This is a genomic window from Mogibacterium pumilum (genome assembly GCF_002243385.1).
In the GTDB taxonomy this organism is placed as follows: Bacteria; Bacillota; Clostridia; order Peptostreptococcales; family Anaerovoracaceae; genus Mogibacterium; species Mogibacterium pumilum.
This window is the reverse complement of sequence record NZ_CP016199.1, coordinates 92180-98903: the sequence shown is the minus strand read 5'-3', so window position 1 is coordinate 98903 and position 6724 is coordinate 92180. Positions and strand designations below refer to the sequence as shown.

The window sequence follows — 6724 nt, the reverse complement described above, 5'->3', positions numbered from 1 at the left end:
TCGAATTGTGCATCGGGCTGGATCTTGCGAACTAGCTTAGGGATCTTGACAGTGCCGATATCGTTGCACTGTCGGTGATGTGTGCAGCCTTCGCTGATGAGAACTCTGTCTCCTGCCTCGAGCGTAGCGAGAGCACGTGCGCCTTTAAGCTGCTGAGCGAGGTCACCTTTCTGTCTTGCAAATATAATCGAGAAAGACGTAAGAGGCATATCAGAAGGGATGTCGTTTGCTACCGATTTGAATGCCTGTGAGTCGGTAATTACGATATCCGGAGCTTTGCCGAGAGAAGCGATTGCCGCCTTAACCTCCGTCTCTTTGACTACGAGCGCCATGGCGTCCTTATCTAATATATCTCTAATTACCTGCTGCTGTGGCAAAATTAGCCTACCCTTAGGTGCAGCTGAATCAATCGGAGTGACGAGTAATACGACGTCACCATCCTTGACGATTCCATCCGTTAAGCCGATAGGAGAGTCATCCTGCTTTGCGCATTTTATAATAACCTGCTTAAGATCTTCAATTCCCGAGCCGCTTAATGCATCCGTACAGACGATAGGAATGTCTGAAGGAATATCAAAGCACTCTCTATATAAAGCTGTGGCGACTGTGTTCGCACACTTATTAATTACGACTACAGTGGGCATATTTCTCTTGCGTGACTCTTTAAGGAATTCACGTGCCATCTCTGAAAAGTCATCACTTCGTCTGCTCGCGTCGAGCACGAACAGTGCAAGGTCACATTTTCTAAGAGCCTCATATGACTTATTTACACGCTTCAGACCGAGTTCGCCCTCATCGTCAAGACCTGCCGTATCTACGAACAAGACGGGACCGAGAGGTAGCAGCTCCATGCTCTTTGAGATGGGGTCTGTCGTAGTCCCTGCAACGTCCGAGATAAGCACTAAATCCTGCCCGAGAAGCTTATTTACGAGCGAAGATTTACCGACATTTCGCGGTCCGAATAATCCGATTGTATATCTATTTCCCGAAGGAGTGTCATTTAATCCCATTTTCAAGCCCTCTTTTCATGATTTATATAATTCTACCACATGTCCAAACTGCCCTCAATGAAGGTTATGCGGTGTGGCGGTACCTAGAAAAGTGTTGTATAATCAGAAGATAAATTTAGGAGGTAGACACATGAAAAATGTGAACGTAATAGATATAAAACCGAATACCAACATTACTGACTTTTTTATGATTAAAGCCACTTCGATTAAGGTCGGCTCGAACGGTAAGGAATATCATGATGTGATGCTGACCGATGCGACAGGCGACTTATCTGCCAAGAAGTGGGACGTGGATGAGAATAACATCGAATTTCTGAAGTCTCTCAAGGTCGGCGACCTCGTTAAGGTGAGGGGGGCTGTGACCGATTGGAAGGGGCAGACTCAGCTGCGCATCAATCAGATTAGGCTTGCAACCGAAGAGGATGAGCTAGAGATGAGTGATTTTGTGAAATCAGCTCCTGAAAAGCCGATAGATATGTACGAATACATTATCGGCGAGATCAACGCTATGCAGGATGAGGATTTTAAGAAACTGTGCCTACACCTCTATGAGGGCAACAAGGAGAAGCTGATGTACTATCCGGCCGCGATGTCCAATCATCACGCTGAATACGGCGGTTTGCTTTACCACATTAAGCGCATGATGATGAGTGCTAATAAGCTGTGCGAGGTATACACGAATCTATCCAGAGACCTTCTGATTGCCGGTGTTGCGATTCACGATATTGAGAAGCTTAATGAGATTCTGTCGGATAAGAACGGTATATCGCCAGGCTATTCGTTCAAGGGACAGATGCTCGGACATATCGTACAGGGAATTACTCTTGTAAATGACCTTTGCAGGGAGTTCGGCATTAGCGAGGAGAAGGCGGTACTGCTCGAACACATGATACTATCTCATCACTACGAACCCGAGTTTGGAAGCCCTAAGAAGCCACTGTTCCCAGAGGCAGAGATGCTGCATTACCTAGACATTGTCGATGCGAGGATGTTCGATATGGAAGAAGGACTCAAGGGAGTTTCAGACGGTGAGTTCGGTGACCGTGTGTGGCCGCTAGATAATAGAAGGCTGTATAAGCGCACGTTTTAGGTTGTGTAATTAAAACGCGGCATTCGGGATAGGTCACCACAATTGTTGAGGTGCTTTGATTTACAAAAGCCCGATAGCTTGTGAATTAGGATGCGCTAATGGCAATGACGGAAATCAAGATCGGTAAGATCATACAAGTAATATACAATAATGAATCCAACGGTTTTGCGATATGCCTCTTCGAGACGGAAGATGAGCAGTTTAAAATCTCTGGGGTGTTTCATGCGATAAATCCCGAGATAACGTACAAGCTGGAGGGGAGCTTCAAGATTCACCCGCGTTATGGTGAGCAGTTTAACGTGTCTGCGTATGAGGAACAGCTACCTGATGATGCGGAGGGGATAAGAGTATTTCTTGCATCAGGAGCCATCAGAGGGATAGGTTCCAACATGGCCAAGAGGATTGTCGATAAGTTCGGCAAAGACGCACTGGATGTAATTGAGGAAAATCCGGAGGCGCTGCTGTCCATAAATGGTCTAGGACCTAAGACAGTGGAGAAAATCGCAAAATCTTATAGGGAATCGCGTGAATTTACCAAGATTTCGCTCGCTCTTGCAGAGTATGGAATTCAGCCGGCGCAGGCAGTTAAGATATATAAGCTGTATGGAGATAAATCACTCGAGGTCGTAGAGGAGAATCCTTACACATTAGTAGAAGACATATATGGTATCAGCTTTAGCAAGGCGGATGAGATAGCGGGCAGAATCGGAATAGAATCTGAGAGTGAGTTCCGAATCCAGAGTGGTATCAAGTATGCGCTGTCGGTATTTTCAAATAGCGGCAGCACTTATGTGCCGAAGGATATTTTGCTTGAGAGCGCAATCAAACTGCTCGATATCTCGAGTGAGTTAATCGAGGAAAACCTTACGACGCTTGCATTCATGGGAGAGATTGAACTGGATTCACTTGATGGTGTTCCTGTTGTGTATCAGCATTTCTACTTTCAGGCTGAACAGAGCGTAACATATCATATCAAGAGAATTATGAATGGTTATATGCCGCCGCTCACTGCCGATCCGGACAATCTAATCAATGCTGCAGAGGCGGATGAGAGAATTCAGCTGTCTGGTGATCAGAGAAGGGCGATTCGTGCTGCGCTGACCAACAAGATTACGATTATTACGGGCGGACCTGGAACAGGTAAGACGACGATTATCAATCTGATTGTAAGGATTTTCAAGCAAATGGGTATCTCGGTAGCACTCGCTGCTCCGACCGGTCGTGCGGCTAAGCGTATAACCGAGACCTCGGGAGTTGAGGCGATGACTATACATAGGCTTCTGGAGTACGTGTACTCGGAGGATGAGAACGAGATGGAATTTGGCAGAAATGCAGAAAATCCGCTCGAAGAGGATTCCTTCATAGTAGACGAGGCGTCGATGATCGACCTCATGCTGATGGACGGGTTCCTGAATGCACTTGAGGCTGATAGCAGGCTAATAATCGTTGGAGATGCTGACCAGCTTCCGTCTGTCGGGGCGGGCAACGTGCTCCTGGATATGATTAACAGTGACTACGTACCGACGATTAGACTTGAGGAGATATTTAGGCAGGCGGGTGAAAGCCGCATCGTTGTGAATGCACACTCGATAAATAGCGGAGAATATCCTGAGTCGGGAGGTAGAGATAGCGATTTCTTCTTTATGCACCGCAGGGGTGAAGAAGAAATCAGAGAGACTATTGAAGAGCTTGTGACTGGAAGACTTGAAAATTACTATGACTTCGTGAAGGGGAACGGAGATATTCAGGTTCTTACACCAACCAGAAAAGGTGGGCTTGGAACTGCGAGTCTTAATGAAATGCTGCAGGGTATAGTCAACCCCGCTTCGGAAGAGCTAAATGAAAGGAAATTTGGCTCCAAGGTTTTCCGTGAGGGTGACAAAGTTATGCAGATCAGGAACAACTACCAGATGGAATGGCAGCAGCTCGGAAGGCAGAGCGGACGCGGTATATTCAACGGTGACATGGGCGTAATCAACACCATAGACAACGACAATGCCAAGATGGTGGTAGATTTCGACGGCAGATTTGTGACCTACGATAGCGAGGAACTCGACGAGCTTGAGCTAGCGTATGCGGTAACGGTGCATAAGAGTCAAGGCTGTGAATTTCCTGTGGTAATTATGCCGATATCAGGATTTCCTCCGATGCTTGCGACGAGAAACCTTTTATACACAGCAATTACTAGGGGTAAGAAACTGGTAATACTTGTTGGTTCAGAGGAGCGCATGTATAGGATGATTGACAATAACAGAATAGATGAGCGCTACACAGGGCTTGAGGCAAGGCTTAGAGAAGTCGATATGGGAGGGCTTCTGTAAAGCGAAACCGGAATATAAAAATGAATATTTATACCAAATAGGTATATGAAATGGTATTTTATACTGTGCATATACGACATAAGTGCGTGCTTTCACTTAAGCCGATATCTCCATCGAGTTACTTACAAAGAGACAAGGGATATGAATTACGATAGAAGAAATGGAGTTAATTTTTACAAGAAACTATCAATTATTTTAGGAACAATACTGGCTATTATAGTGGTGAGTTGGGGAGTGATATTCTATTTTGCTCAATGGAACCTGCATGGAGTTAGTAATATGCCAAATTTTGACTGGACAAAGGATAGGTCTTTGGACTTGGTCGGAGAGGTTGAGGGAAAGAACGTTTATAAGTATGGCATTAGCGAAATGACTTATCAGACATTTAGTGCTAAAAAGTCACCGCTAAAGAGTATTATGAGCAAAGCTGGGTAACTGTTGATATGTTGACTGCCAGCGGATTAGAGACTTCAAGAGAGGGGCATAGAACCTATCAGTATGATTGCTACTATATATTACTTACAGATAAGGCTGTTGTATTTTGTAGCAATGATGTACCGATTGAAGAGGTTGTACAAGCACTTGGAAAGTAAAACTCTGATTGCCACATATATTAATCTGTGCTGAAGGGAATATCTCCTGCGATATCATAGAAGTAATTATGACATCGCAGGAGGTTTTCGATTGAAAAATATTTTATTAGATCTTATATACCCACACTCACTATATTGTATATGCTGTGGTAGGATAATCGATGAATCCGCTTCATACAGCCTGTGCAAGTCTTGTTCGGATAACATAAGCTGGGCGAATGTACGGATCTGCGACAAGTGTGGCAAGCTGCTCGGGGACCATAATCCTCTCTCAATTTGTTATAACTGCAGGGAGCACGGACACTCATTTGATCGAGGTTACACGTGTACAGAGTATGGAATGTACGAGAAGGAGATTATCTTCAGCCTAAAGTATAAGCGAAAGACTCACCTAGCGCCGATAATAGCAGAGATTATGTATGACAGGCTTGAAGCAACAGGCCTTGAGGAATATCCAGATATAATAATCCCGGTTCCCATGCATGCGACAAAGGAGCGACGACGAGGGTTTAATCAGGCGGCACTGGTTGCCAAGGAGCTCGCGAGGCTTATGGATATAGAGTATAGAGCGGATATTGTGATACGGTGCAAGAGCACTGAGGTGATGAAGAGGCTATCACCCGGGGAGAGACTCAATAATATCAGGTCTGCATTTGAACTATATGCTGGGACAAAGCGGGAAATTTTCGGGAAAAATATCTTTATCGTAGATGATATTTACACGACTGGTGCGACTGTTGACTCAATCGCAAGGTTGCTCAAGGCGGCAGGGGTTAGTCGTGCTGATGTCATGACGTTTGCTGCGGGAGCGGACATGGTAAAGGAGGCTGTATAAATGCTGTTTGTAAACCTGTGTTTAGATATGAAAGAACAGCTAAATGACAGTCGGGGAATCGTGACATCAATGAATACAGATAAAGCAAAAGAATGTCAAAAGAAAATAGAAGATTTCGTTGAGGAGATGAAAGTATGATGTTCACATTCAAAAATGGAAGACTCATATTTATAGTTACTTAAATTGCAATTTCAAGTTGAACACTTGAGGCAATAAATTAAGCTACTTGATCTTTGTTAACTGAATATACCTAATCTCAATGAATAGAGGCAACCTTTATGGTTGCTATTTCTCACCTTTATACACTTTTGCATTTTCAAGTTCTACGTACGTAGCGTTTTTGTCATCGGGCAGTGTCTTGAGAGTGAACTTGCCAGAGATGACGAATCTCTTCTCTTCAGCAGGTAGCTTAGACGCTTCGCCTTTCTTGAGCTTAAATAGCAGACCTTGCTGGCAGCACTCTGTCGCATCTGGAATCAGGCAGTACGTATAGCGTTCACCTGTGCTCGGATCGACGCTAACGATGTAGTATCCCTTTACTTTGACGGTCTTACCGACGTATTTCTTAGGGTTCGTCATCATATTAGATACTTCCGAGTAAATTGCCGTTGCGCTCATGGTGCTGAGGTCAAGGTCAACATTTCTGTCTGTCTTGGAACCATTTCCAGATACGATATGAAGCGTAATGCCTATACATACCGCTACAAAAGCGAGTAGTGTGATTATTATTACGATTAGCTTAGTCTTTCTTTTGTTAGTCATTTTATTATCTTTGCATTCAGTAAAATTTATCCTCTGGCGGTCGCTTTACCGATTAGTATAAATATCAGGTACATAGCTGCATCTACTGTTACGATCGTTGCACCTACTGGAGT

At 44.4% G+C, this 6724-nt stretch carries 7 protein-coding genes; 5 read left to right on the top strand and 2 right to left on the bottom strand.

What is annotated here, in order from left to right; genetic code table 11:
• Positions 1 to 1010 (bottom strand): [FeFe] hydrogenase H-cluster maturation GTPase HydF (hydF, locus tag AXF17_RS00445; RefSeq protein ID WP_094233307.1); only part of this gene is annotated, 1010 nt, incomplete at its 3' end.
• 130 nt (positions 1011 to 1140) lie between these two features.
• Between hydF and AXF17_RS00440 the strand changes: the two genes are divergently transcribed.
• The 5 genes from AXF17_RS00440 (at position 1141) to AXF17_RS00425 (ending at position 5849) form a co-directional block, all read left to right on the top strand.
• A complete protein-coding gene (locus AXF17_RS00440) occupies positions 1141 to 2100 on the top strand; it encodes a 3'-5' exoribonuclease YhaM family protein (protein WP_094233306.1) in 960 nt (319 codons plus the stop codon).
• Between the two features lie 98 nt (positions 2101 to 2198).
• Positions 2199 to 4421, top strand: a complete 2223-nt coding sequence (gene recD2 / locus AXF17_RS00435; RefSeq protein WP_094233305.1) for an SF1B family DNA helicase RecD2 — start codon at positions 2199 to 2201, stop codon at positions 4419 to 4421.
• 141 nt (positions 4422 to 4562) lie between these two features.
• Positions 4563 to 4856 (top strand): hypothetical protein, encoded by a 294-nt coding sequence (locus AXF17_RS00430; RefSeq protein ID WP_094233304.1) that lies wholly within the window; start codon positions 4563 to 4565, stop codon positions 4854 to 4856.
• 8 nt (positions 4857 to 4864) lie between these two features.
• Positions 4865 to 5014, top strand: a complete 150-nt coding sequence (locus AXF17_RS08880; protein ID WP_157682504.1) for a hypothetical protein — start codon at positions 4865 to 4867, stop codon at positions 5012 to 5014.
• 91 nt (positions 5015 to 5105) lie between these two features.
• Positions 5106 to 5849 carry a ComF family protein gene (locus AXF17_RS00425; RefSeq protein WP_094233303.1) on the top strand — a complete coding sequence of 248 codons (744 nt, stop codon included), beginning with the start codon at positions 5106 to 5108 and terminating at the stop codon, positions 5847 to 5849.
• A 285-nt stretch (positions 5850 to 6134) separates the two neighbouring features.
• Here the strand turns inward: AXF17_RS00425 and AXF17_RS00420 are convergent, their stop codons facing one another.
• On the bottom strand, positions 6135 to 6611 hold the full coding sequence (locus AXF17_RS00420) for a hypothetical protein (protein ID WP_094233302.1): 477 nt from the start codon (positions 6609 to 6611) through the stop codon (positions 6135 to 6137).
• Positions 6612 to 6724: the final 113 nt, after the last annotated feature.